Origin of the sequence: Pseudomonas sp. HOU2 (assembly GCF_040729435.1) — a bacterium.
In the GTDB taxonomy this organism is placed as follows: domain Bacteria; phylum Pseudomonadota; class Gammaproteobacteria; order Pseudomonadales; family Pseudomonadaceae; genus Aquipseudomonas.
This window is the reverse complement of record NZ_CP160398.1, coordinates 5,493,903-5,517,701: the sequence shown is the minus strand read 5'-3', so window position 1 is coordinate 5,517,701 and position 23,799 is coordinate 5,493,903. Positions and strand designations below refer to the sequence as shown.

At 63.2% G+C, this 23,799-nt stretch carries 11 protein-coding genes; 4 read left to right on the top strand and 7 right to left on the bottom strand.

From position 1 onward, the window contains the following. The first annotated feature begins 6 nt into the window (after positions 1 to 6). On the top strand, positions 7 to 1,641 hold the full coding sequence (locus tag ABV589_RS24805; RefSeq protein WP_367084051.1) for an ABC transporter ATP-binding protein: 1,635 nt from the start codon (positions 7 to 9) through the stop codon (positions 1,639 to 1,641). A gap of 101 nt (positions 1,642 to 1,742) precedes the next feature. Here ABV589_RS24805 and ABV589_RS24800 read toward each other — a convergent pair whose 3' ends face one another. After that, a complete protein-coding gene (locus tag ABV589_RS24800) occupies positions 1,743 to 2,834 on the bottom strand; it encodes a DUF1615 domain-containing protein (RefSeq protein ID WP_367084050.1) in 1,092 nt (363 codons plus the stop codon). 325 nt (positions 2,835 to 3,159) lie between these two features. Between ABV589_RS24800 and ABV589_RS24795 the strand changes: the two genes are divergently transcribed. Together ABV589_RS24795 and ABV589_RS24790 are read left to right on the top strand one after the other, a co-directional pair. After that, complete coding sequence (locus tag ABV589_RS24795) at positions 3,160 to 5,364, top strand: TonB-dependent siderophore receptor (RefSeq protein ID WP_367084049.1); 2,205 nt, start codon at positions 3,160 to 3,162, stop codon at positions 5,362 to 5,364. Between the two features lie 252 nt (positions 5,365 to 5,616). Beyond that, positions 5,617 to 7,152, top strand: coding sequence for an FAD-dependent oxidoreductase (locus ABV589_RS24790; protein WP_367084048.1), 1,536 nt, complete (start codon positions 5,617 to 5,619; stop codon positions 7,150 to 7,152). Positions 7,153 to 7,281: 129 nt separating this feature from the next. On the opposite strand, the gene hemB is transcribed toward ABV589_RS24790, so the two are convergent. After that, the gene (gene hemB / locus ABV589_RS24785) at positions 7,282 to 8,256 is read right to left on the bottom strand and encodes a porphobilinogen synthase (protein WP_367084047.1); all 975 of its coding nucleotides are present in this window, start codon (positions 8,254 to 8,256) and stop codon (positions 7,282 to 7,284) included. Positions 8,257 to 8,499: 243 nt separating this feature from the next. Then, positions 8,500 to 9,198, bottom strand: a complete 699-nt coding sequence (locus ABV589_RS24780; RefSeq protein WP_367084046.1) for a glutathione binding-like protein — start codon at positions 9,196 to 9,198, stop codon at positions 8,500 to 8,502. 292 nt (positions 9,199 to 9,490) lie between these two features. Between ABV589_RS24780 and ABV589_RS24775 the strand changes: the two genes are divergently transcribed. Further along, positions 9,491 to 10,165 (top strand): histidine phosphatase family protein, encoded by a 675-nt coding sequence (locus tag ABV589_RS24775; RefSeq protein ID WP_098968050.1) that lies wholly within the window; start codon positions 9,491 to 9,493, stop codon positions 10,163 to 10,165. A gap of 133 nt (positions 10,166 to 10,298) precedes the next feature. Here ABV589_RS24775 and mnmH read toward each other — a convergent pair whose 3' ends face one another. The 4 genes from mnmH to ABV589_RS24755 form a co-directional block, all read right to left on the bottom strand. After that, complete coding sequence (gene mnmH / locus ABV589_RS24770) at positions 10,299 to 11,402, bottom strand: tRNA 2-selenouridine(34) synthase MnmH (RefSeq protein WP_367084045.1); 1,104 nt, start codon at positions 11,400 to 11,402, stop codon at positions 10,299 to 10,301. Continuing rightward, positions 11,402 to 12,436: a selenide, water dikinase SelD gene (gene selD / locus ABV589_RS24765; protein WP_367084044.1), complete on the bottom strand. Its 1,035-nt coding sequence runs from the start codon at positions 12,434 to 12,436 to the stop codon at positions 11,402 to 11,404. The genes mnmH and selD overlap by 1 nt, the downstream gene beginning before the upstream one ends. Positions 12,437 to 12,633: 197 nt before the next feature. Further along, positions 12,634 to 12,999: a DUF4440 domain-containing protein gene (locus ABV589_RS24760; protein WP_367084043.1), complete on the bottom strand. Its 366-nt coding sequence runs from the start codon at positions 12,997 to 12,999 to the stop codon at positions 12,634 to 12,636. Positions 13,000 to 13,097: 98 nt separating this feature from the next. Next, entirely contained in the window at positions 13,098 to 23,621 is a 10,524-nt protein-coding gene (locus ABV589_RS24755) for an autotransporter-associated beta strand repeat-containing protein (RefSeq protein ID WP_367084042.1), read from the bottom strand. Positions 23,622 to 23,799 lie beyond the last annotated feature (178 nt).

Genomic DNA, 23,799 nt, shown 5'->3' with positions numbered 1-23,799 from the left:
GCTGAGATGAGCGACAACCTGATGGAAATCCGCGACCTGCGTGTCGCCTTCGCCGGGCAGGAAGTGGTGCACGGTTTGCACCTCGATATCCGTCGTGGCGAGTGTCTGGCGCTGGTCGGTGAGTCCGGCTCGGGCAAATCGGTCACGGCGCATTCGATTTTGCGTCTGTTGCCGGGCAAAACCGTCAGCAGCAGCGGCTCGATTGCTTACAACGGGGTGAACTTGCTGGATGCCAGCGAGCAGCAGATGCGCGGTTTGCGTGGCAACCGGATTGCGATGATTTTCCAGGAGCCGATGACCTCGCTCAATCCACTACACACCGTGGAACGCCAGGTCAGCGAAGTGCTGGAAATTCACAAGGGCCTCAAGGGCCGCGCCGCCCGTGAGCGCACGTTGGATCTGCTGGAACTGGTGGGCATTCGCCAACCGCTGCAGCGCTTGAAAGCCTACCCGCATCAGCTCTCCGGCGGTCAGCGGCAACGGGTGATGATTGCGATGGCGCTGGCCAATGAGCCGGAACTGCTGATCGCCGATGAGCCGACCACGGCGCTGGACGTGACCGTGCAACAGAAAATTCTCGAGCTGCTGATCGAGCTGCAACAGCGGCTCGGCATGTCGATGCTGCTGATCAGTCACGATCTCAATCTGGTGCGGCGCATCGCGCAACGGGTGTGTGTGATGCGCCACGGCGAAATTGTCGAACAGGCTGACTGCGAGACGCTGTTTCGCGCGCCGCAGCATCCTTACAGCCGCTTGCTGATCGAAGCTGAACCCAGCGGTGCGCCGGTGCCGAGTCCGTACCAGCACAACCTTCTGGAAGTCGATGATCTGAAGGTCTGGTTTGCCCTGCCCAAGGCGCTGTTCAGTCGTTCGCAGGATTACATCAAAGCGGTGGACGGGGTCAGTTTCCGCCTGCAACGCGGCAAGACGTTGGGGATTGTCGGCGAGTCCGGTTCGGGCAAATCGACGCTGGGCCAGGCGATCCTGCGGCTGGTGGAATCCGAGGGCGATATCCGCTTCGGCAACAAGCAGTTGAGCCTGCTCAATCAACGCTTGATGCGGCCTTTGCGGCGGCAGATTCAGGTGGTGTTCCAGGATCCGTTCGGCAGCCTGAGCCCGCGCATGTCGGTGCAGCAGATCATTGCCGAAGGCTTGCTGACCCACGGCATCGGCACCGAGGTCGAGCGCGAAGCAGCAGTGATTCGCGTACTTGAAGAAGTCGGTCTCGACCCGAACAGCCGTCATCGCTACCCCCACGAATTTTCCGGCGGCCAACGCCAGCGCATCTCCATCGCCCGCGCACTGGTGCTGGAGCCGGCGCTGATCCTGCTCGACGAACCGACCTCGGCGCTGGATCGCACGGTGCAGAAACAAGTGGTGGACTTGTTGCGGCAACTGCAGATCAAGCATGGGCTGACCTATCTGTTCATCAGCCATGACCTGGCGGTGGTGCATGCGCTGGCTCATGACCTGATGGTGATCAAGGATGGCAAGGTGGTGGAACAGGGTTCGTCGCGGGAGATTTTTGCTGCGCCGCAACATCCCTACACTCAGGAACTGCTGAAAGCCTCCGGCCTCACGCTCGACAGAAATCCCTGTGGGAGCGAGCTTGCTCGCGAATGCGATATACCTGTGACATGAATATCGACTGACACGACGCCTTCGCGAGCAAGCTCGCTCCCACAGGTTGACTGGGGCAAGCCAACCGGGCCGCCGCGCAGTCAGAGTGCTGTAACGGCGGCTCACCCGCCCTTGGCCATGCAGCGTTTGTAGCGCTCATCCACGCGTTTGGCGAACCACGCCGTGGTCAGTTTGCGGGTGATTTTCGGGCTCTGCAAAACGATCCCCGGCAACACCGCACGTGGCAAGGTCTTGCCTTCAGCCTGCTCGGCCAGTTCGAACACGCGCTGGTAGAGTTTGGTCTCTTCGAATTCCAGGGTCTTGCCCTTCTCCAGTTGATCGTGAATGGTCGGGTTGCGCATGCCCAGCGACTTGCCGAGGGTGCGCACCGCCAGTTCGGTCGTGCCGGGCATGATCGAGTCGTAGCGGATCAAGTCGCCATCCAGCGCCAGCGGGATGCCCGAGGCACGACTGACGGCATTCTGGAATGCGGCATTGCGGCTGGCGTACCAGCCGGCGTTGAAATCAGCGAAGCGGTACAGCGGCTCGCGGTAACTCACCGGATAACCGAGCAGATGCGCGATGCCGAAGTACATGCCGCCACGGCGGGTGAACACTTCGTGGCGGATCGTGCCGTTGACCGGGTACGGATAATCCTTGGCGTGCTGCTCGGCGAATTCGATGCTGACCTGCATCGGTCCGGCGGTGTGTACCGGGTTGAAGCCGCCGAACAAGGTGCGGCCCATCGGCACCATGCCAATGAAATCGTCGAAGATCGCGCTCAACTCTTTCTCGCTGCGTGCCGCGTTGAGGCGTTTGCTGTAGCTTTTGCCGCTGGGCGAACGCACCGCCAGCGCGGCGCTGACCAGCATTCCGGGGATGTGCGCCTTGCCGGCGCGGCGGTCGATTTCGTCGCGAGCGATCTTGCCCAGCCCCGGCACCGTCGGGTCTACCTGATAGGTTGATTCCTGCTCGGCCACGGCCAGCACCGAACAGAGGTTTTGCGTGGTCGGGCTGATGTGCTGCGCGGCGAATGCGGCGTAGATGTCGGTGGCCCAGCCTTGGCGGTCGGGCACTTTTGTCGGCATCAGCCGGACGATTTCGGCCTTTACTTCGGCGGGCGCACGTGGCGCCGGCTCCTGGCTGCGTTGGCCGGCGCAACCGGCGAGCGCCAGCAGCGCGGCGAGGGTAATGAGTAATCGAGGGGTGTGCATGGCGCTCCTTGGCGTGCATTGAGGCGGGTTCACCATACGATCAAAGGAGTGACGCAGGCTAGGACTGTGACCTTTGTGGTGAGGGGATTTATCCCCGATGGACTGCGCAGCAGCCCTCCAATATTAAAGCGGCCCGCTCCGCGCGCCATCGGGGATGAATCCCCTCGCCACAGGTTTTCATTCGGATCTGGAATTTCAGCAAGATAAACAGTTTGCAAAACGTTACTGCGAACTACTATCATTTGCGCCTGGAGTCGTATTTGCGCAAGGAGTTCCCCCGCGCCGTTCAATTTTTCTCACCGGCCGTACGCCTCCAGGTATCGACATGCCCGCCTCAGCTCGTCTCGCTGTCCCTTTTCGCCCGACGCTTCTCGCCCTGCTGTGCTCCCTGACTGTCACCGCTCACGCCGCCGAAGGCGATAACAAAGCGCTGGTGCTGGAAGACGTCAACATCAACGCCCAGGCACCGACGCCCAACGCCCTGCCCCCGGCCTATTCCGGCGGTCAGGTAGCGCGTGGCGGTCAGCTCGGCGTGTTGGGCAATCAGGACATGATGGATGTGCCCTTCAGCGCCGCGTCGTACACCGAACAGCTGATTCAGGACCAGCAAGCGGAAAACGTTGCCGACGTGCTGCTCAACGATTCGTCGGTGCGCCAGGCTTCGGGCTTCTCCAACCAGGCGCAGGTGTTCATGATCCGCGGCCTGCCGCTCAACGGTGACGACATTTCCTATAACGGCCTGTACGGCGTGCTGCCGCGGCAGATCATTTCCACTGACGCCCTGGAGCGCGTGGAAGTGTTCAAAGGCCCCAACGCTTTCATCAACGGCGTAACCCCGACCGGTTCCGGCATCGGTGGCGGCGTCAACCTGCAGCCCAAGCGTGCCGGCGACGAGCCGCTGCGCCGCTACACCACCGACATCAACAGCGAAGGTCGCATCGGTCAGCACTTCGATATCGGCCAGCGTTTCGGCGAAGACAACCGCTTCGGCGCGCGGATCAACCTGTCCCAGCGCGAAGGCGACACCGGCATCGACCACGAAAACCAGCGCTCGAAACTGTTCAGCGTCGGCCTCGATTATCGCGGTGACGCGCTGCGTATTTCCGGTGACTTCGCCTACCAGAAGGAGCGCGTCAACGGCGGCCGCAACTCGGTCAACCTCGGCACTGCCACGCACATTCCGGACGCGCCATCGGCCGACACCAACTACGCGCCGAAATGGGGTTACACCGACATCGAGGACACTTTCGGCATGCTCCGCGCCGAATACGACCTGAACGACAACTGGACCGCGTACGTCGCCGGCGGCGCCAAACACACCCGCGAAGTCGGCCGCTACAACTCGACCACGCTGGTGGGCAACAATGGCGCTTCGTACACCACCGGCTCGTTCATTCCGCACGATGAAGACAACACCAGCCTGATGGCCGGGCTCAACGGCAAGTTCAACACCGGCGCGGTCAGCCACAAGCTCAATTTCGGTCTGAGCGGCCTGTGGGCGGAACAGCGCAGCGCCTACGATTTCGACCTGACCAAGTACGCCAACAACATCTACCACCCGGTGGAAACGCCGTCGCCGGTCGGCAATTTTTCCGGCGGCGACCTCAGCGATCCGGGCATCGTCGGCAAGACCTTCAACCGCAGCCTCGCGCTCTCCGACACCCTCGGTTTCTTCGACGACCGCCTGCTGATCACCGCCGGCCTGCGTCGTCAGCAACTGGTGGTGCAGGGCTACAACTACGCCAGTTACGGCAGCGGCAGCCGCAAGTCGAGCTACGACGAATCGATCACCACGCCGGTCTACGGCATCGTGTTCAAGCCGTGGGAACATGTGTCGTTCTACGCCAACCACATCGAAGGCCTGGCGCAAGGCCCGACCTCGCCGACCAGCACCGGCGGTTTGCGCGTGACCAACGGCAACGAAGTCTACGCACCGGCGCGCTCCAAGCAGACAGAGGCCGGGGTCAAGGTCGACATGGGCAGCTACGGCGCGAGCCTGGGCGTGTATCGCATAGAACAGCCAAGCGACGGTTACTGCGAAATCAACAGCGCCACCACCTGCACTTACGTGCGTGAAGGCGAACAGATCAACAAAGGCGTGGAAATGAACGTGTTCGGCGAGCCGATCAATGGCCTGCGCCTGATCAGCGGCCTGACGCTGATGGACACCGAGCTGCGCAACACCCAGAACGGCGCCAACGACGGCAACCGCGCCATTGGCGTGCCGAGCTTCCAGTTCAACGCCGGCGCCGACTGGGATGTACCGGGCCTGCAAGGCGTAGCGTTGAATGCGCGGATGCTGCGCACCGGCGGCCAGTACGCCGACGCGGCCAACAACCTCAGCCTGCCGACCTGGAACCGCTTCGACGCGGGTGCGCGTTACGCCTTCAAGGTCGCGCAGAAAGACGTGACGTTGCGCCTGGGCGTCGAGAACCTGGCCAACAAGAAGTATTGGGAATCGGCGCAGGGCGGCTATCTGACCCAGGGTGAGCCACGGGTGGCGAAGCTGTCGGGCACCATCGATTTCTAACCCGCTGTTGAACACCCCCTGTGGCGAGGGAGCTTGCTCCCGCTGGACTGCGCAGCAGTCCGCTTTGATCAAAGAAGCGGGGGGCCGCTTCGCGACCCAGCGGGAGCAAGCTCCCTCGCCACAAAATCTCAGCCAGATATCAATAAGGCTCGGCAGCGCCACCGCCGCGGGGCCTTTTTCCGTCTGGCCGACAAACTGGCCGCCCCGCCCTGCTGATCCATACTTGCTGCACAGCCAACGGAGGACAGGCCCATGAACCGCAGCGACGTACTGATCATCGGTGCCGGCCCGACCGGTCTGGTGCTGGCCCTGTGGCTGAGCAAACTGGGCGTGCGCGTGCGCATCATTGACAAGACCTCCGCGCCCGGCACCACCTCACGAGCACTGGCGGTGCAGGCGCGCACCCTGGAGTTGTACCGCCAGCTGGACCTGGCCGACACCGTGGTGCGCAACGGCCACAAGGTCGCGGCGGCGAATTTCTGGGTAAAGGGCAAACCGGTCGCGCAGTTGCCGTTGCAGCGCATCGGCGAAGGCCTGACGCCCTACTCGTTCATCGAAATCTTTCCCCAGGATCAGCACGAACGGCTGCTGCTCGAACGCCTCGAAGACTACGACGTAGTGGTTGAGCGCAATACCGAACTCGAGAGTTTCGAAGAAACCGGCGATGGGCTCAGCGCGCATCTGCGCTTGCCCGACGGGCAACAGGAAATGTGTCAGGCATGCTATCTGGCAGGCTGCGATGGCGCCCGCTCGGTGGTGCGCAAAGCCCTCGACAGCGGCTTTCCGGGCGGCACCTATCAGCAGATTTTCTACGTGGCGGATGTGCAGGCCAGCGGCCCGGCGCTCAACGGTGAACTGCACCTGGATCTGGACGAAGCGGATTTTCTCGCGGTGTTCCCGCTGGCCGGTGAAGGCCGCGCCCGACTGATCGGCACGGTGCGCGACGAACGTGCCGACCGCGCCGAAACCCTGCAATTTGCCGACGTCAGCAGCCGCGCCATCGAGCACCTGAAAGTGCACATCGACGAGGTCAACTGGTTCTCCACCTACCGCGTGCATCACCGCGTGGCCGAGCACTTTCGCAGCGGCCGGGCGTTTCTGCTCGGCGACGCCGCGCACGTGCACAGCCCCGCCGGCGGCCAGGGCATGAACACCGGCATCGGCGATGCGATCAATCTGGCGTGGAAACTCGCCGCCGTGCTCAACGGCAGCGCCACGGCGAAGCTGCTCGACACTTACGAAACCGAGCGAATTGCCTTCGCTCGCCGCCTGGTGTCGACCACCGACAAAGTGTTCAGTTTCGTCACCGCCGAGGGGCGCATCGCCGATCTGCTGCGCACGCGCCTGGCACCGTTTCTGATCCCGAAAATGGCAACCTTCGAGGCCAGCCGCGAATTCCTTTTTCGCACCGTTTCGCAAGTCACCCTCAACTATCGCGGCATGCCGCTGAGCCAGGGCACGGCCGGCCACGTCCACGGCGGCGACCGCTTGCCGTGGGCGCATGATGGTGAGGGGGATAACTATGAACCGCTGCGCCAGCCGTGCTGGCAGGTGCATGTTTACGGCGATACCAGTGACGAAATGATCACCTGGTGCCACGAACACCATCTGCCGCTGCACGTGTTCGACTGGCGACCGGCGTTTGACACGGCGGGGTTGGCGCGTAACGGGTTTTATCTGCTGCGCCCGGATACCTATGTGGCGATTGCCGATAACAGTGCGGATCCGAAGGTGATCGAGCGGTATTTCCGGGATCACGGGATTACGCCGTTCTTCGCCTGCCCCTGACCCAAGAACACCCTGAATTCCTGTGGGAGCTGGCTTGCCAGCGTTAGCGGTGGATCAGCCAACATTGATTTTGACTGTACCGACGCAATCGCTGGCAAGCCAGCTCCCACAGAGGTATTTCGGTGTCTGTCAGATCCCGGCCAGCGCCAGATCCATCGCAAAGTAGGTGAAGATCAGATCCGCCCCCGCACGCTTGATCGCGCCCAGGCTTTCGCGCACCACGCGATCCTCGTCGATTGCACCGGCCTGCGCGCCGAACTTGATCATCGCGTACTCGCCGCTGACCTGATACGCCGACAGCGGCAGGTTCGAGGTTTCACGGATGTCGCGGATGATGTCGAGGTACGCGCCGGCCGGTTTGACCATCAGCGCATCGGCGCCTTCCTGTTCGTCGAGCAGCGATTCGCGCAGGGCTTCGCGGCGGTTCATCGGGTTCATCTGATAACTTTTGCGGTCGCCCTTCAGCGCGCTGCCACCGGCCTCGCGGAACGGGCCATACAGTGCCGAGGCGAATTTGGTCGAGTAGGCCATGATCGGAATCTGGGTGAAACCGGCGTCATCCAGTGCCCGGCGAATTGCCCGCACCTGGCCGTCCATCGCCGCCGACGGGGCGATCACGTCAGCGCCGGCACGCGCCGCCGCCACGGCTTGCTTGCCGAGGTTGATCAGGGTCTGGTCGTTGTCGACTTCGTGGTTGTGCATCACGCCACAGTGGCCGTGATCGGTGTATTCGCAGAAGCAGGTGTCGGACATCACGATCATTTCCGGCACCGCGTCCTTGGCAATCCGCGACATGCGCGAGACCAGGCCGTTTTCGCGCCAGGTGTCGCTGCCGTTGGCGTCCAGATGATGGGACACGCCAAAGGTCATCACCGACTTGATCCCGGCATGGGCATAACGCTCGATTTCACTGGCCAGCTTGCGCTCGGGAATGCGCATCACCCCCGGCATGCTCTTGATCGGCACGAAGTCGTCAATCTCTTCTTCGACGAAAATCGGCAGCACCAGATCATTCAGGCTGAACTCGGTTTCCTGGAACAGGCTGCGCAGGCTCGCATTGCGGCGCAGACGGCGGGGACGTGCTTCGGGGAACTGGCTGGACATGGGGCTTTCCTGAAATCGGAAGATGAGACGAAAGTCGTAGGGGGCGAAGCTTATGCCTTCGTTGGGCGCAGGTACAAACCTGGATCAATCAAGACAGCATTACCGGCGGTGCAATAATCCTCGGAACAATCCGATTACCTGTGGGAGCTGGCTTGCCAGCGATAGCGGTGGGTCAGGCAACATAGATATTGACTGTGCCGGCTTCATCGCTGGCAAGCCAGCTCCCACAGGGTCGGGTGAAGGTCAGGAAGGAATGGTCAACCCGCGCACCACAGCCGGGCGCGCCAGAAAGCGCTCCAGCACCCGGGTCACGTTGGGGAAATTGCTGATCCCGACCAGATCCCCGGCCTCATAGAACCCGATCAGGTTGCGCACCCACGGGAACGTGGCGATGTCGGCGATGGTGTAGCGCTCGCCCATGATCCAGTCGCGACCTTCCAGACGTTTGTCGAGCACGCTGAGCAGGCGTCTGCTCTCCTCGACATAGCGGTCACGGGGACGCTTGTCCTCGTAATCCTTGCCGGCGAATTTGTTGAAGAAACCGAGCTGGCCGAACATCGGGCCGATACCGCCCATCTGGAACATCAGCCACTGAATCGTCTCGTAACGCAGCGCGCCTTCCTGCGCCAGCAACTGACCGCTCTTGTCGGCGAGGTAGATCAGGATCGCGCCGGACTCGAACAGCGGCAGCGGCTGGTCCTCGGGGCCGTGGGGATCGAGGATCGCCGGGATTTTGTTGTTGGGGTTCAGCGACAGAAACTCGGGAGACAGCTGATCCTGCGTGTCGAAGCCCACACGGTGCGGCTCGTACGGCAGGCCGATCTCTTCGAGCATGATCGAGACCTTGACGCCGTTGGGAGTCGGCAGCGAATAGAGCTGAATCCAGTCGGGGTACTGCGCCGGCCATTTCTGGGTGATCGGGAACGCGGACAGATCGGTCATGGCAAACATCCAGTCACAAGGAAAACACTGATCATAATGTAGGCGCTGCTGCAGGCTGCGATCTTTTGATTTGGTTTCTAAAAGCTGGATCAAAAGATCGCAGCCTGCGGCAGCTCCTACACGAACCGTAACATCCTGCGGGTAAGGTGCATGAACCAAGCGGCCTCAGTGGACTCTGAGCTATGTCTTTGCAAGGGAAATACGACACGACATGGACAACACCCGGTGCTGGGAGCCCGTGGTGTAAGGGTTGGTCAGCCCCAACCGAATTTGCTGAAGAATCCTATATTCAATGACGAACCTCATGAGTTTCGCCAAACGCTTCAAACACCGCGCCTACGTGGCCCTGCCCTCCCTGCTGGCGGTCAGTGCGCTGACCTTGTCGCTCGAGTCGAGCCAGATTCGCGCGCAACCGGTGGACGGTACGCAAACCCTGATCTTCCTGCGCCACGCAGAAAAACCCGAGGGCGGTCTCGGCCAGCTCAACTGTCAGGGCCTGAACCGGGCGATCGAGCTGTCGACCCTGCTACCGGAAAAATTCGGCAAGGCGGACTACGTATTCGCCGCCAACCCGACGCGCAACGTCGAGGAAGGCGAGCTGGACAACTCCTACAGCTACATCCGTCCGTTGATGACCATCAGCCCCGCGGCGATCAAGCTCGGCCTGCCGGTGAACATCGAGTTCTCCGCCAACGACACCAGTGACCTGGCGCGCGAGCTGACCGAGGACAAGTACCACAACGCGACGATCTACACCGCGTGGTCGCACGGTTATCTGCCGGAGTTGATCAACAAGGTTGCCGGCAAGGCGGTCGGCGAAAAGCAGACCATCACCGATGACTGGGCGTCAGGCGATTTCGATTCGCTGTACGTGCTGACCCTGACCTGGCACAACGGCAAGGCCAGTTTGCAGAGCCACAGCTACAAGCAGGGGCTGGACAACGGCAAGGTGACTTGTCCGACTTGAGTGATTGGCGGTCTGTCGGTTCCTCATCGCTGGCAAGCCAGCTCCCACAGGGTTTGTGTGAAGCCCATATTTACGGTTTCCACAAAACACTGTGGGAGCTGGCTTGCCAGCGATTGGGCCCGCAAGAACCCCCTCAAACCCGCTGATTCACCCGCTCGCGCAGATACTCCAGCACCGCCCCGCGCTCCCCGGCAAACTCGATCCGCCCGCCCTTCTTCTCACGCTGGAACGCATACATCGGGTCGTAATATTCCCGTAGCAACACGCTGATCCAGTCACGGAACGCCTCGACCGATCCGCTGCGCGCCTGCTCGGCCAAGGCCTCTTCCATCTGCAGGAACATCCGCTGATGGCGTTCGCCACCCAGCCGGCGCTGGATATTGTTCAAACTCGCGATCAACCGTTCGGCATACAGCGCAAAGCCCTGCTCGCCATGCACCGCGACGAACTCGGCGTGCAGGTTGACCACATAGTCCTGCAGGATCCGCTCGACCCGCTGCTCCAGGCTGTCTTCGAGCCAGACCATCGGCGCCACTTGCATGCCCCGGTACAGCGGCAATGGCAAGGCACAACTGCCGACGACCCGGCTCTCGTCTTCCAGCACAAACTGCTGGATCCCGCCGGCGCGTTTTTTCAGCAGATCAACGGCCAGACGGTTTTCGAAATCGATATTGGTCGGTTGCCCGGTGGCGCGTTTGCCGAAACTCGATCCCCGATGATTGGCGTGGCCTTCCAGATCCAGACCATTGCGCAACTGCACCAGCAATTCGGTCTTGCCGGTGCCGGTCATTCCGCCCAGCAGCACCAGATCGCACTCGGCCACGGCCTGATCGATGGTCTCCAGCAGGAACGTGCGCATCGCCTTGTAGCCACCGCCGACCCGCGGATAATCGATCCCGCCCTGCTCCTTGATCCATTGCTGGACGATCTGCGAACGCAGGCCGCCGCGAAAGCAATACAGGTAGCCGTCGGGATGTGCCCGGGCAAACTCGACCCAGCCCTGAATGCGCTGCTCACGCACGTCGGCAGACACCAGCCGCTCACCGAGGGCGATGGCCGCTTGTTGTCCATGCTGCTTGTAGCAAGTTCCGACCTGCTCGCGCTCGCGGTCGTTCATCAGCGGCAGGTTGACCACGCCGGGAAACGCGCCGTGGGCAAACTCGATCGGCGCACGCGCATCCATCATTGGCCGGTCGTTGAGGAAAATATCGCGGTAATCGGTGCAGTCGCGTGACATCAGATCACCTCGACTGCGTGGGTCTGTCGCTCGACCAGCTCGCCGATCGGCGCCAGGTTCAGGCCCAGTTCGGCAGCCACGGCGAGGAACTCGTCGTTACCTTCGGGAGTGACCGCAATCAGCAGGCCGCCGCTGGTCTGCGGGTCGCACAGCACGCGCTTGTGCAACTCCTGCAGACGACCGAGCTTGCTCGAATAGCTGTCGAAGTTACGCAACGTACCACCGGGCACACAGCCCTGTTCGAGGTAGTACTCGACGCTGTCCAGACGCGGCACATGGTTGTAGCCGATGCGTGCGGTCAGGTGGCTGCCATCGGCCATTTCCACCAGATGCCCGAGCAGACCGAAACCGGTAACGTCGGTCATCGCAGCGACCCCGGCGAGTTTGCCGAAACGGCTGCCGGGCTTGTTCAGGGTGCACATCCAGTCGCGGGCCACACCGACATCGCCGGGACGCAATTTGCCCTTTTTCTCGGCGGTGGTGAGGATGCCAATGCCCAACGGCTTGGTCAGATACAGCAGGCAACCGGCGGTGGCGGTGTCGTTGCGCTTCATGTGGCGCTTTTCCACCAGACCGGTCACGGCCAGGCCGAAGATCGGCTCCGGCGCATCGATCGAATGCCCGCCGGCCAGCGGAATGCCGGCGGCGTCACACACCGCACGCCCGCCGCGAATCACTTCCCGCGCCACTTCCGGCGCCAGCACATTCACCGGCCAGCCAAGGATCGCGATCGCCATCAGCGGGTCGCCGCCCATCGCGTAGATGTCGCTGATCGCGTTGGTTGCGGCGATACGGCCGAAGTCGAACGGGTCGTCGACGATCGGCATGAAGAAGTCCGTGGTCGACACCACCCCGCGCTCGGCATCGATCTCGTACACCGCCGCGTCATCACGCGAGGCATTGCCGACCCACAGTTTCGGGTCAAGGTTCTGCGCACCGCTGCCGGCCAGAATCACTTCCAGTACCTGCGGGGAAATCTTGCAGCCACAACCGGCACCGTGGCTGTATTGGGTCAGACGAATCGGCTCGCTCATGGGAGAGTCTCTGGCAGTTGATGGGGCGGATTCTAGCAGAGCGCGGGCCAGCAGATTTTTGCGCTGAGTGTTCGGCCCCCTTCGCGAGCAAGCTCGCTCCCACATTTGATCACTGCCATCCGCAAATCCTGCTTTCACTGAAGATCCCCTGTGGGAGCGAGCTTGCTCGCGAAAGCTATCAACGGGTCCCCACGGTTTCACGGCCGGGCACAAAAGGTGCCCTGATGAAAAACCATCTGCCACTGCTCCCCCTGCCGCCGCCATACCGAACTGCGCAGGCTGTCCGCCGGCACCCGCTGGCCGACAGCGACGGTATGGCAGTGATACGTCACCAGCGCCGAATCTTCCGACAATTGCTTGAGCGTGAACTGACTGACGGTACGTTGGGCGAACGCTTGCTGCGGCAGCGCTTCCAGCACAGCGGATTTGTTCCAAATGCCGCCGCTGGCGCCGAATTCGACAGAGTCGTCCGCGATCAATCGCGCCAGTTCAGCGACGTCCTCGCGCACGGCGCGCGACAGCAGGCGGTTTTCCAGATGTAACAAATACTTCGACAGATCCATTTTGTTCCTGCCTCACTGCATAAATCACTCGCCACAAAGGCTTTTGATTGTGCAAAAAAAACCGCCCTTTCGGGCGGCTAAAGTACTTCGACCATGATTCAGAAGCTTTGACTGAAGCTGATGTTGAACGCGCTGTCATTGTTGTCGCTGGACACCTGGCCCGAGTAGCCGATGCCCAGTTTGCCGGTCGGGGTGACCTGGAAGTCCACGCCGGCTTCGAGCAATGCGCTGTCCTTGGCGATCGGCACGCCCTGGGTGCTGAACGAGGCGCCGCCGTCGATGAAGGTCAGGTCGGCGTCAGGTTTGGTGTCGCCGTAGGCATGCCGCCAACCGATGGCCGCGCGTGGCGTCAGTTGGCTGCCATTGGCCAGGGTCACCAATTTGCCGATACGCACGCCGAGGGTCGAGTAGGTGATGTCCTGATCGGCGTCGGCCTTCAGGCGCCCCACTCCACCTTTTTCCTTGCCGGTATCGCTGTCGTAGTTGACGTAGGCAAGCCCTGCGAACGGTTCGATGGCAACACCGCCGGCGTTGATCGCGTAACCCACTTCACCGAACACCTGTGCACTGCGTGCGTCGTAATCGGCCTTCAGACGATCGTTGTAGCTGCCGACGCTGACATCGCGTTTGGTCTCGATGCTGTGCCAGCTGTAAGCCGCGCCGAGGCGCACTGCCAGTGCATCGAATTGCGAGTTCAGATAACCGGCCAGGTGGTAGCTGTCGACCTTGGCATCCGAGTTGCGATCATGCGCATTGAGATTGCTGCGGGTGTAGCCGGCCGCCATCCCGGCACGCCAGGTGTCATCCAGCGCCTTGTCGGTGCCAAGCATGAAACCGCCGAGGTTGCGATCGACCTTCGCCGTGTTGCTGTCGCCGCCCATGTCACCCCAGGCACCGATGGCCCGGATCCAGCCGACCATTTCCCCATGGCAGCCATTGCTGCTCAGTTGCGTGTCGCTCGGTGCCAGGGTTCTGCGCGGATCGTCCGCCGCGCTGCACGATGGCTGACGCATGCGGTCATTCACCGCTTCACGGATGAAGCGCGAATCCTCAAGCATGGCGCTGGCGGTACTGGCATGGATTTCCCCGGAGAGGCTGTCGAACGCATTACGCGCACCGGCCACGCTGAGGTTGACGATCTGGTTCTGCAACGCCGCACCGGCCACACCGTTATTGGACAGTGCCGTGGCGGTGCCGCGCTGGTTGCCCGTGTTAGCGACATCGGCGAACGAGTTGCCGTTGCGGCTCACGGCCAGGGTGACAGAGTCGGCGCCGTAGACCAGCGAGCTGTCGAGGAACGCGTACTGCGGCAGATCGGCGGCACTGAAGGTGCCAGTCACACCACCGCCCGCGGTGATCAACGAGTAAGTGGTATTGCCGGTGAACGGCGCCAGGCTGTTGACCACCAGACCGCCGCCCAATGCCGCCGTACCACCCACCGCCAACGGTGTCGCGGTTGGCGAACTGACCGTCAGCGCCAGCACACCATCACTGCTGTTGGTCAGGTTGCCGGCCACGCTCAAGGTGCCGTCAGCCCCCCCGGAAGCCACCACACCATGGTTGACCACCGAACCGACGCTGCCATTACCACTCAGGCCTGCGCCATTGGCGACCGTGACTTGTGCGCCCAACGAAGCCCGGGCCGCACGGCTGCCGACTTGCAACACGCCTTGATCGACCGAGACGGTGCCACTGAACGGCTGATTGCCGGTCAGCAACAACGTGCCGGCGCCGCGTTTGGCCATCGCTCCGAGTCCGCTGAGAACACCGTTGAACTGCCCAATGGCGTTCTGCTGAAACACCAGTGTGGCGTTGTCGGTGATGTTGCCTTGCAGGCTGGTGGTGTTACCGATCAGCGTACCGCCACTGACGGTGGTGCCACCGCTGTAGGTGTTGGCGCCCGTCAGCACAAGGGTGCCGGAATCGAGTTTCTCGATACCACCGGTGCCGATCAGCGGCACGTCGATTTCAGCACTAGCCCCGGCATTGACCCGCACCGGCGCCAGGCTGCCGTCCGCACCGTTGACTGGCGTCAGCGTACCGCCAGCGCCCGGCACCAGGCTGTAGCCGTCGGTGAGGAACTGCAGACCGGTGAAGTTCTGATTGCCCTGCACAGTGACGGTACCGGCCTGGCCACCAAACACTGCGAACTGACCATTGGACGCCAGCGCCAGCGTGCCGCTCGGATCGGTCCAGTTGGTGCCCGGGCCCCACACGCCACTGCCGCCACCGATACTGCCGTCAGGATTGGTGGTGCCGCCGTTCCAGAACTGCACTTCACCCGGACTGCCCTGCACCAGCAGGTTGATCTGATTGGCAATCGCGGTTTGCAGGGTCAGATTGGCCGCCGATACCGGCAGGCTGCCGTAGACCAGACCGTTGTCGGTCAGGCTGCCGCCGTAACGGAACAGTTGATAGACCCCGGTGCCAAAGCCGCCGGCATTGCTGATGTTCAGCGTGCCGTCGAGGGTCAGGTTGCCGGCGACGTTGACCACCGTGGTGGAGCTGGCGGCCGAGCCGAGGCTGAAGTCCAGGTTGGTGCCCGAGGACAATGTCAGCGCACCGACCGACAACGGCGTGGCCGTGCCGCCACCGCTCAGCGTTGCACCGCTGGCCAGTTGTACGTTGCCACCCAGTTGCCCGCTGCCGCCGATTTTCGCGCCGCTGGCGACATTGACGTTGGCGCTGTTGAGCACACCATTGACGATCAGGTTGCCGGCCTGCACCGAGGTGTTGCCGGTGAAGGTGTTGTTGCCGGTCAGGAGCAACTGGCCGGTGCCGGTCTTGTTCAGCGTGCCGGCGCCGGTGAGGTTGCCGGTGTAGCTGCCGTCGGCGTTTTGCGCGAAGGTCAGCGCTGCGTTGTTGACGATGGCGCCTTGCAGGCTGCTGGTGTCGCCAGTGGTAGTGCCAGCGTTCAGCGTGGTGCCGCCGCTGTAGGTATTGGCACCACTCAGCACGAGGTCAGCGCTGCCGTTTTTCACCAGACTGCCGGTGCCGGTGATGGCGCCGAGCAGCGTGGTGTTCTGGTTGCCGGCCAGGGTCAGTTGCGACCCCAGATTGATCGCGTTGGCCAGTTGCAGCGCCGAGCTGCTGTCGAGGCTACCGTTGCCGGTCACGTTCAATGCACCGCTGCTGATCGCGCTGTTATTGCCCAGCACCAATGTGCCGCCAGCGAGCTGAGTGCCGCCGCTGTAAGTGTTGCTGCCGTTGAGCGTCAGGCTCGATGCGCCAGTCTTGATCAGGCTACCGCTACCGCTGACTACACCGCCGAGGGTCAATGCGTTGGAGCCGGCGACGGTCAAGCCGCCATTGAGCACCACAGCGTTGGCGAGACTGACCGCTGCGTTGCTGTCCAGTGCAGTGCCGTCCGCAGCGGTCAACACGCCGGTGCCGAGCGCGGCGTTGTTGCCGACGACGATCTTGCCGCCATTGAGCGCGGTGCCGCCGGTGTAGCCGTTGGCGGCGTTGAGCACCAGCGTACCGCTGTCGTATTTGCCGAGGGTGCCGCTGCCGTTAAGCGCAACGCCGACGGTCGCGGTGGCGTTCGGATCGACCCGTACCGAGGCGTTGCCCAGCGAACCGTTGACCAGATTCAGCGAACCCGCCGTGCCGTTCTGCAGGTTGTAGCCATCGGTAACGAACTGCATGCCGGTGATGGTTTGTGCACCGTTCACGGTGACCGTACCTGCCGCACCCTGGAACACCGCGAAGTTGTTGGTCCAGGCCTGATTGGTGGTGCCGTTGACGTCGGTCCAGTTGGTGGTGCCGGTGCCCCAGGTGCCGCTGCCGCCATCGACCGAACCGTTGGCGACGAGTTGGTTGCCGTCCCAGAACTGCACGGTGACGCCCGGTGCGGTGACCAGCAGGTTGATCTGGTTGGCCAGCGCGGTTTGCAGGGTCAGATCGCCAGGGGTGACGCTGCCCGGCACCGTGTCGATCAGCATGCCGTTGTCGGTCAGGCCGCCGGTGTAGTTGATCAGGCGATACACACCGCTACCGAAACCGCCGATGTCGCTGACATTGAGGGTGCCGTCGAGGGTCAGGTTGCCGCCGACATTCACCAGTGCGCTACCGCCACCGGAGACCGGCGTACCCAGGCCGACATCGAAGTTGGAATTGCCGTTGAACACCAGCGAGTTCACCGACAGGGTGCTGCCAGTGGCGCCGGCCAGATGCCCGCCATCGGCCACCGTCACCGCACCGGTCAGGGTGCCGCTGCCACCCAGGGTGCCGCCGCTGTTGACCAGCACGTTGGTGCTGGCCAGCGAGCCGTTGACCTGCAGGGTGCCGGCGTTGACGTTGGTATCGCCGGTCAGGTCGCTGATGCCGCTGAGGGTCAGCGTACCCGTGCCGAGTTTGGTCAGCCCGCCGTCACCGCTGAGGATGCCGGCGAAGGTGCTGCTGACGTTGTTGCCACCCAGACTCAGGGTGTTGCCGGTGCCGACCAGCGCGGTACCGCTGCCGGTCAGGCTGGCGAGGCTGCCCGAAGCACCGAGATTCAGCGCCGCGCCGCCCGCGAGATTGACCGTGGCGTTGTTGCCCAATGCCGCGCCGCTGAGGGTGGTCAGGCTGCCGGATTGCACATCGAAAGTGCCGCTGAAGGTGTTATTGCCGGACAGCGTCACGTCGGCCAGACCGTTTTTGGTCAGAGTGCCGGCCCCGGCGATCACGCCGCCAAGGGTCAGGTTGTTGTTACCGCTCAGACCGAGGTTGGCGTTGAGGTTGATGTTGTTGGCCAGCACCAGCGGCGCGCTGCTGTCGAGACTCGAAGCACCGGCAACGGTGAGAGCACCGCTGCCCAGTGCCGAGCCAGTGCCAAGGGTCAGCGTACCGGCATTCAGCGTGGTGCCACCGGTGTAAGTGTTGATGCCGTTGAGCGTCAGGTTCGACGCGCCGTTCTTGATCAGCCCCCCGGTGCCGCTGACCACGCCGCTGAGCGCTACGTCGCTGCTGCCGGTATTGGTCAGATTGGCGTTGAGCACCACGTTGTTGCCCAGCGACACCGAGGTGTTGCTGTCCAGCGCCGAGGCACCGGCCACGGTCAGGTTGCCCAGACCGAGGGCGCCGTTGCTGCCGGCAGTCAGGGTGCCGGCGTTGAGGGTGACGCCGCCGAGGAAGTTGTTGGCCCCGCTCAGGATCAGGTTGGCCGCGCCATTCTTGGTCAGGCTGCCGGCGCCATTGATCGCGCCGCTCAGTGTCAGATCGTTGCTGCCGACGATACCCAGGTTGCCCGCCAGGTTGATCGCGTTACCCGCCGTGAAGGCGCCGCTGGCATCCAGTGTGGTGCCATTCGCCGCGTTCAGGGTGGCCGAGCCCAGCGCGCTGTTCGACGCCAGAATCAGACCGCCCGCGTTCAGTGCCACCGGCCCGAGGAAGGCGTTGTTGCCACCGAGGGTCAGGTTGGCCGCGCCATTCTTGATCAGGCCACCCGTGCCGCCAACGACCCCGTTGAGAGTCAGCGCGTTGCTGCCGACCACGGTCAGGTTGCCGTTGAGTGTGGCGGCGTTGCCGAGGGTTACGGCGGTGTTGCTGTCCAGTTGCGTACCGGCGTTGGCGGTCAGTGTGCCGCTGCCCAGCGCGGTGTTGCTGCCGACAATGATCTTGCCACCGTCCAGCTGCGTGCCGCCGCTGTAGGTGTTGGCGCCGTTGAGCACCAGCGTGCCGGTGTCGAGTTTGTTGAGGATGCCGCTGCCATCGATATTGACGCCGACGGTCGCGGTCACGCCCGGATCGACCCGCACTGCCGTGGTCCCGCCGGTGCCATTGACGGCGGTCAGTTGCCCCGCCGCACCGTTGACCAGGCTGTAGCCATCAGTAAGGAATTGCATGCCGGTGAACGCTTGCGTGCCGTTCACCGTCACAGTGCCCGCAGCGCCCTGGAACACCGCGAAGTCACCGGCCCATGGCTGGTTGACCAGACCGTTGGCATCGGTCCAGTTGGTGCCGACCGCGTTCCACGTGCCGCTGCCGCCATCGACCACGCCGTTGGCAATGGTCTGGCTGCCGTCCCAGTAACGAATGTTGACGTTCGGTGCCGACACCTGAATGTTGATCTGATTGGCCACACCGGTCTGCACCACCAGATCGCCGAGGCCATAGCCGACCGGCACGCTGGCGACGTCCAGGCCCAGATTGGTCAGGGCTCCGGTGTAGTTGAACAGGCGATACACACCGACGCCGAAACCGCCGGCATCGCTGACGTTGAGATTGCCGTCCAGTGTCAGGTTGCCGCCGACGTTCATCAGCGAGGTGGTCGACGGTGTCGCCAGGGCGACGTCAACATTACTGCCGGCACCAAGGGTCAGGCTACTGGCCGACAAGGTATTGCCCGAGGACAGCGCCAGATGACCGCCGTTGTTGATGTTCACCGTGCCAAGCGCCGAGCCGCTACCGGTCAGGGTACCGCCGGTGTTGACGTTGACCTGCGCACTGCCCAGCGAACCGGACAGATCCACGGTACCGCCATTGATCGCGGTGTTGCCGGTGATGCCGTTGATGCCAGTGAGGTTCAAGGTGCCGGTGCCGACCTTGGTCAGGCCACCGCTGCCACTGAGATCACCATCAAAGGTGCTGGTGACGTTGCCGCCACCGACGGTCAACGTGTTGCTGCCGGTCAGTTGCACACTGCCGCTGCCGGTCAGCGCGCCGAGGCTGGCATCGCTACCGAGATTCAGGCCGGCACCGGCACTGATGTTGACGCCAGAAGTGTTGCCCAGCGCGTTGGTGTTGAGGGTAGTAACGCTGCCAGAGACGATGTTCACAGCGCCGGTAAAGGTGTTGTTGCCGGCCAGGGTCAGATCCGACAGACCGCTCTTGGTCAGGCTGCCGGCGCCGTCGATGATGCCGTTGAGGCTCAGGTCGTTATTGCCCGCGACGGTCAGCCCGGCGTTGAGGGTGATCGCGTTGCCGATGCCGAACGAGGCGCTGTTATCGAGAGTCGCCGCGCCGCCGACGGTCAGGCCACCACTGCCCAGACCGTTGGCATTGCCCAGGGTCAGGGTGCCCGCGTTGAGAGTAGTGCCACCACTGAAAGTGTTGTTGCCATTGAGCGTCAGATTCGCTGCGCCGTTCTTGATCAATTGGCCGGTACCGCTGACCACGCCACCGAGGCCGAGGTTCTGCGTACCGCCGACCGTCAGCCCGGCGTTGAGCGCAACGGCATTGCTCAGGTTGACCAGCGGCGAGTTGCTGTCCAGCGTCGCTGCACCGCCGACGGTCAGCGCGCCGCTGCCGAGTGCCGAACTGTTGCCGACGGTCACAGTACCGGCATTCAGCGTGGTGCCGCCGGCATAGTTGTTGGCCGCATTCAAAATCAGATTGGCCGCGCCGTCTTTCACCAGACTGCCGGCGCCGCTCACCAGACCGGTCAGGGTCAGATCTGCCGTGCCCCCTACATTCAAGGCACCGGCCAAGGCCACGGCATTGTTCAGGCTGACGGCAGTGTTGGCATCGAGCGTGGTGTTGGCCGCCGCATTCAGCGTGCCGACGCCCAGCGCGGTGTTGCTGCCGACAATCAGCTTGCCGGTGTTCAGTGCAGTGTTGCCGAAATAGGTGTTGGCGCCGTTGAGTGTCAGGTCGGCCGCGCCGTTCTTGGTCAGCCCACCGATGCCGGCGACCACCCCGCCGAGGGTCAGCGCATTGCTGCCGCCGACGGTCAGGGTGCCGCCGAGGTTGACGTTGTTGGCCAGGGTCGCAGCGGTACTGGCATCCAGCGTGGTGCCGTTCGCAGCATTCAGTGTGCCGGTGCCGAGTGCGGTGTTGGAGCCGACCACCAGCGAACCGGCATTCAGCGCGGTGGTGCCGGTGTAGGTGTTGTTGCCGGTCAGGGTCAGGCTTGATGCGCCGGTCTTGATCAATCCGTTGACGCCGCTGATCACCCCGCCAAGGGTCAGCGCATTGGCGCCACCGGTGGTGAGGTTGGCATTGAGAATCACGTTGTTGTTCAGGGTTACGGCGGAGCTGCTGTTGAGGGTGCCCGCACCTTCCACCGACAAGGCACCGGTGCCCAATGCCGCGCCATTGCCGACGGTCAGGCTGCCGGCATTCAGGGTGGTGCCGCCGCTGTAGGTGTTGGTGCCGTTGAGGGTGAGATTGGCGGTGCCGTTTTTCACCAGTTGACTGGTACCGCTGATCACGCCGCCGAGGGTCAGCGCGTTGCTGCCGCCAATCCCCAGGCTGTTGTTGAGAATGACGTTGTTGTTCAGCGTTACCGCCGCATTGCTGTCGAGCGTCGCCACGCCGCCGACGGTGATGTTACCGCTGCCGAGCGCCGCATTCGCACCGGCTGTAATGGTGCCGGCGTTCAATGCGACGGCACCGAGGAAGGTGTTGGCGCCATTGAGAATCAGGTTGGCTGTGCCGTTCTTGGTCAGTCCGCCGCTGCCGCTGACGATGCCGCCAAGGGTCAGGTTGGCGCTGCCGCCGATGTTCAGATTGCCGCCGAGGCTAACCGCGTTGGTCAGCGCCACCGCGGTGCTGGCATCAAGCGTGCTGCCCGCCGCCGTGGTCAATGCGCCAGTGCCCAATGCGGTGTTGCTGCCGACAATCAGCGTGCCGGCATTGAGCGCGGTGCCGCCGGAGAAGGTGTTGTTGCCGCTGAGGCTCAGGTTCGCGGTGCCGTTCTTGATCAGATTGCCGACGCCGCTGACCACACCGCTCAGGCCCAGTGCCTGAGTACCGCCGATGGTCACTCCTCCCGCCAGCGCGACGGCGTTGGCCAGGGTCACGGCGGTGGTCGCATCCAGCGTGGTGCCGGCTGCCGCGCTCAGCGCACCGGTCCCCAGCGCGGTGTTGCTGCCAACGAACAGGCTACCGGCGTTAAGCGCCGTACTGCCGCTGTTGGTGTTGTTGCCAGTCAGGGTCAGGTTCGCGGTGCCAGACTTGGTGATGCCACCAGTGCCGGACAACACGCCACCCAGGGTCAGCGCGTTACTGCCGAGCACGTTGAGCGCGCCGGTCATGCCGATGTTGTTGGCCAGCGTGACATTGGCAGTGCTGTCCAGACTGGTGCCGGCAGCGGTATTCAGCGCGCCGCTGCCCAGCGAGTTGTTGTTGGTCACCAGCAGGCTGCCGGCGCTCAAAGTGGTAGTGCCGGTATAACCGCTGTTGGCGCCGCTGAGGGTCAGGCTGCCGGTGCCGGTCTTGGTCAGGCCGCTGCTGCCAGTGATCAAGCCGCCGAGGGTCAGAGCGCCAGTGCCGCCGGCCGTCAATGTGCCGCCGAGGCTGATGGCGTTGTTCAGGTTGATCGTGCCGGGCGCGCTCAAGGTGGTCGCGCCGGTGACGTTGACGGTACCGGTGCTCAGCGCCAGGTTGTTGCCCAACTGCACGGTGCCGCCGTTGAGCGTGGTGTTGCCCAGGTAGGTGTTGGCAGCGCTGAGGCTCAGTTGCCCGGCACCGACTTTGCTCAGGCCGCCACTGCCGGAAATCACCCCGCTCAGGGTGGTGGCGTTGGTGCCCTGCACGGTCAGGCCACCGGCGCCGAGGGAGATCAGATTACTGAGGTTCAATCCGGCGTTGCTGGCCTGGAGGATCCCGCCGTTGGAGGTGAGGACACCGCTGCCGAACGTGGCGTTGTTGTTGAACTGGGCGACACCGCCATTGAGCGTGGTCGCGCCGCTGACCAGTGGCCCCTGCAAGGTCCAAGTGCCGCTGTTGATGGTCAGGTTGTTGAAGTTGACGTAAGTGGCGCTCGATGCCGTGCCGACCCCGGTGGTGCCGCCGCCGACGCCGGCCGGGTTTTGCAGGATCAGGCTGTTGGTACCGCCCGCGCCGCCGTCGACGGTACCGGTGGGGGCGAAGGTCAGGTTGATGCCGATCAGTCCGCCGAGGCCGACGCTGACCTGCACGCCGTCGCCGACCTGCACCGAAGAACCGGTCACAGCGGTGAAGGTGTTGGTGCTGGCCGCGCCCATCGACACGCCGCCGGTGATTGTACCGGCGTTGGTGAAGGTGTTGCCCGCCGCCGAGGTCTCGAAGGCGATCCGGCCGTTGATGACGCCGGTGCTGCTGTTGGTCATGTTGACCTGCGAACCGCCGTACACGCCGACCACCGGGGTGTCGGCCAGGGTGATGCCGCCGACCGAGAGTCCGGTCGAGGTGATGGTGCCGTTGTTGGTGATGCTGGTGGTGCCGGCTGCAGCGTTGTTCACCGCAATACCCAGACCATCGAGGCTGGTCAGGTTGAGCCCGAGCAGCATGCCGGTACCGCGAATGATCCCGCTGGCATTGTTGAGCACGCTGACCGTACTGGTTGCGCCCGTACCGATGAAGGCACCGCCGCTCAAAACAGACACCAGCCCGAGCAGCGCCGGGTCGATCGTCCCGGAGTTGTTCAGGCTGATATTGACTCCGGTCAGGTCCATCACGTGGCCGCCGAGCGTCGCGTTCATCTGCGCCCCGGAGTTTACGTTGACCGTCAGGCCGCTGGTGGCACTGGCGAAATTGTTGAGAAACAGCGGCAGCGTCGGCACCCCGGTACAGGTCACCGTAGAGCCTGCCGTGGAGCACGTGGCCAATGCAGGCGCGCTGACCCCGCCGAACAACAGTCCGGCGACGCTCAGGTGCACAGCAAGGGAAAGTGGGGAAAAACGCGAAACGAGGGCGACACCAAACCTTGCTTCCACGGGCTACTCCTTGTCGTGGCCAAATTCTTCCTTGAAGGCGTGTAGCCGTGCTTATTCCACACGCGAATCAAGACTGCGACGGTCATCACAAAACCGCGTCATGCCTGACAAGCTAGTAGACGCCCCGCGATGGAGCACTGATTAAATGGTGTTAATACTTTAATACTAGGGCGGTCTA

What these genes read in the sequence shown, in the direction of transcription:
- ABV589_RS24805 (WP_367084051.1), top strand. Translation starts at nt 7, where the DNA reads ATGAGCGACAACCTGATGGAAATCCGCGACCTGCGTGTCGCCTTCGCC.
- ABV589_RS24800 (WP_367084050.1), bottom strand. Translation starts at nt 2,834, where the DNA reads ATGCACACCCCTCGATTACTCATTACCCTCGCCGCGCTGCTGGCGCTC.
- ABV589_RS24795 (WP_367084049.1), top strand. Translation starts at nt 3,160, where the DNA reads ATGCCCGCCTCAGCTCGTCTCGCTGTCCCTTTTCGCCCGACGCTTCTC.
- ABV589_RS24790 (WP_367084048.1), top strand. Translation starts at nt 5,617, where the DNA reads ATGAACCGCAGCGACGTACTGATCATCGGTGCCGGCCCGACCGGTCTG.
- hemB (WP_367084047.1), bottom strand. Translation starts at nt 8,256, where the DNA reads ATGTCCAGCCAGTTCCCCGAAGCACGTCCCCGCCGTCTGCGCCGCAAT.
- ABV589_RS24780 (WP_367084046.1), bottom strand. Translation starts at nt 9,198, where the DNA reads ATGACCGATCTGTCCGCGTTCCCGATCACCCAGAAATGGCCGGCGCAG.
- ABV589_RS24775 (WP_098968050.1), top strand. Translation starts at nt 9,491, where the DNA reads ATGACGAACCTCATGAGTTTCGCCAAACGCTTCAAACACCGCGCCTAC.
- mnmH (WP_367084045.1), bottom strand. Translation starts at nt 11,402, where the DNA reads ATGTCACGCGACTGCACCGATTACCGCGATATTTTCCTCAACGACCGG.
- selD (WP_367084044.1), bottom strand. Translation starts at nt 12,436, where the DNA reads ATGAGCGAGCCGATTCGTCTGACCCAATACAGCCACGGTGCCGGTTGT.
- ABV589_RS24760 (WP_367084043.1), bottom strand. Translation starts at nt 12,999, where the DNA reads ATGGATCTGTCGAAGTATTTGTTACATCTGGAAAACCGCCTGCTGTCG.